Genomic DNA, 2817 nt, shown 5'->3' on the forward strand with positions numbered 1-2817 from the left:
GTACGCCTTCGCTTCGCCGCCGAACTTCTTCGTCAGAACCGTCGTGATCGCTGCCGTCAGCGTCGTCTTGCCGTGGTCAACGTGACCAATCGTACCAACGTTCACGTGCGGCTTGGTCCGCTCAAACTTTTCCTTGGCCATTTTCAACTCCCAAAAGGAATTTCACAGGTTGCGCCGCGCGCAAACAAGACACTGACTTTTTACTGCTGGTGCCCATGGGCAGGATCGAACTGCCGACCTCTCCCTTACCAAGGGAGTGCTCTACCACTGAGCCACATGGGCGTTTTACGCTTCAACTTCGCGGTCTGGAGCGGGTGAAGGGAATCGAACCCTCGTCGTAAGCTTGGAAGGCTTCTGCTCTACCATTGAGCTACACCCGCACGGGCCACTAACGATTCCCTACCGCTCGCTACGCTGATATCTTGGTGGAGGAGGTTGGATTCGAACCAACGTAGGCGTAAGCCAACAGATTTACAGTCTGCCCCCTTTAGCCACTCGGGCACCCCTCCGTAGAGAACTGACGATTATGGGGGTGCATCGCACTCGTGTCAAGCACATCCGGAAGATTATTTTCACTCTCTTCCTGACTCCCGCTTTACCACCGATCTCCCGCCCTTGCCCGGCTAAGGCAAGCACGAGATGCTGCCGACCGGCGCCACATCTTCGTCAGACTCCGCCCTTAGCGCCGATCTGCATCTGCGCTAAAAACGAAAGACCGCCATCATACGACCTCTTTCACACAATGCCAAGCGGATAGACGCAAAATTTCCGCAAATTTCGTGCCGGGCGGCTTCGCCGACCTCGCGGACGGTGTGCCTGGCGGCTTCCGCACGCGGTTGCTTGCGCGAAATCGGGACTACTCGCTACCCGCGTCGCCGCGGCCAGGCTCGAACTGCCCGGGGCACCCGGCAAGGGGTTATCCGAACCTTCCGGTGGTGGCGCCATGGCAACGGCGCCGCCGCGCCCGGATGAAATCCCCCACGCGGACCCACGGCCGGCGCGATACCAACCCTCGCCTTCCGTCATCTTCCCGCGTGGATTCCCATGCACCTGCTCGCTCTTGCGATTGCCTTCACGGCCTTGGGCGGACCGGCCGCACATGCCGCCGCCACTGACACCCGGTGTCGCTCGAGCCCAATCGCGAAGATCCGTCAGCAAGCCCAGGATAAAAACCACGCCGAGAGACGCTCCGGAGCGGCAGCAGCTCTCGCCGCATATGATCAGTTGAAGCCCGTGTGCTCGACGTCCGCTGCCTGAGCTCGACGCATAACGGTTCGACCGCAGCATGGCCGATGAATCAGGACGCGATCGCCTATGCACGGCGGACCAACGATGCGTCCGTTTATCCCGTCCCGGCCGGCGACAGCGCCCCGCCCGCCGAATCCGACAGCGCGACCTGCCTGGGGGGCGTGCTGCAGCCTTTGCTCGGGGATGATATACGGTCACCAGGCGCGCCCCACACGCCCCGCACCACGACCTTGGCAAACGTCCTGAAATACGGTGCCCGCTACCTCTCCCCGTCGCGCTGGCCGACCAACGTCAGCATCTGGTCGGCTTATCGCAGCGAATCCTCCGCGTACACACGACATCCTGCGTGCCCGCACGACGCCCATCTCGTTCAGCTGAATGTGAATAGTTGCGCGGGGTTCGGTGCAGGGGCTTTCGCCGCACCTCATACTTCCGGAGGCACTGGAAAGCTGACCTCTGCCCCGCGGCGTTGATGACCGGCGCGCGCTGCCCAGCGATGCCCGTGCCGACTCGGGAATAAGGCCGGGACACAACACGCCGGTTTCCGCCAACCAAGGATTCCGCGCTGCGCGATCTCAGCACGACGTGCGCGGTGCGATCGACCGGCGTCGACGCAAACGGCGCGCACTTTGCGCCGATCGAAGAAGGAAGCGCCTGCTTCGGCGGCACCGCCTATTCGCTCATCGAGGAAATCTACGTGTTCTGAGGCGGCCGCCCCATGCTCGTTAAAAAGAACAGCGCGGATTGTTGATAGCGCCTGCCGGGCGACGCACAGGCGTTACAACTGGCACTCCAGCCGGATCGTTACGTTTGCCGCGAACCGGGTGCTCACCGCCTCGGATGAGTCGAATCCGGACGATATCCGGCGGATTAGGCGAAGAACGGCACTTGATAGCACCACTTTGCGTTATCCAACGCAACTCTGTCGCGCCGTTTCATGGCGCCTCGATCATTCCGTACCTTCGACAAGAAACGTCGGAGTTCAGCTGCGCCGCAAGCCGTACGACGCTCACACCGGCAGCCGACCCGGTCGCGAAATACGCAGGAGGGGTCTCGTAACAATGGAACGAGCGCCGCAATTTTCGCGGGAGAAGGCTTCCGTACGCATGTAGATGGGAGGAGATGGCAAGTATCCTGACGGCAAGAACCATTGCGCGAAGCCACATGGCGTTGTGCAAATCCTCGACATGGAGTTCCGGCGAACAGGCGATCGAGCGGACCGGCTGTCGGCCGAGCGTGTCGTCACTTCGAGTCGATGACGAGAGGATGCCGACCTCAGCGACACCAATTGCTATTTGCAGGTTCTGAGCCACCCAGCAGACGGAGGGAATTTGCGCCGACTGGATACGAGCGCGGCCCGCGTCGACGTCATCGACGCATCAGTTCCGGCCGCATTGCGCTTGACCGCCGACGCGCATTTCCGTCGCACCAATGCAAAAACCCCCGCCTTTCGGGCGGGGGTTCTTGGCTTAGGGAGCCTGACGATTACCTACTTTCACACGGGAATCCGCACTATCATCGGCGTAGAGTCGTTTCACGGTCCTGTTCGGGATGGGAAGGGGTGGGACC

At 61.4% G+C, this 2817-nt stretch carries 1 protein-coding gene, 3 tRNA genes and 1 rRNA gene; all 5 read right to left on the reverse strand.

Going from position 1 to position 2817, the window contains the following annotated elements; genetic code table 11:
* Positions 1–141: GTP-binding protein (locus tag HWX00_RS36505; RefSeq protein WP_233345785.1), on the reverse strand; the 141-nt coding region annotated here is incomplete at its 3' end.
* Positions 142–207: 66 nt separating this feature from the next.
* A tRNA-Thr gene (locus HWX00_RS36510) sits at positions 208–282 on the reverse strand.
* Between the two features lie 24 nt (positions 283–306).
* Positions 307–380 (reverse strand) — tRNA-Gly (locus HWX00_RS36515).
* Positions 381–423: 43 nt separating this feature from the next.
* Positions 424–509: transfer RNA gene (locus tag HWX00_RS36520), tRNA-Tyr, on the reverse strand.
* A gap of 2215 nt (positions 510–2724) precedes the next feature.
* Positions 2725–2817: ribosomal RNA gene (gene rrf, locus HWX00_RS37540) — 5S ribosomal RNA — on the reverse strand; the annotation flags it as partial.

It is taken from the genome of Burkholderia seminalis DSM 23518 (assembly GCF_902832885.1).
In the GTDB taxonomy this organism is placed as follows: Bacteria; Pseudomonadota; Gammaproteobacteria; order Burkholderiales; family Burkholderiaceae; genus Burkholderia; species Burkholderia seminalis.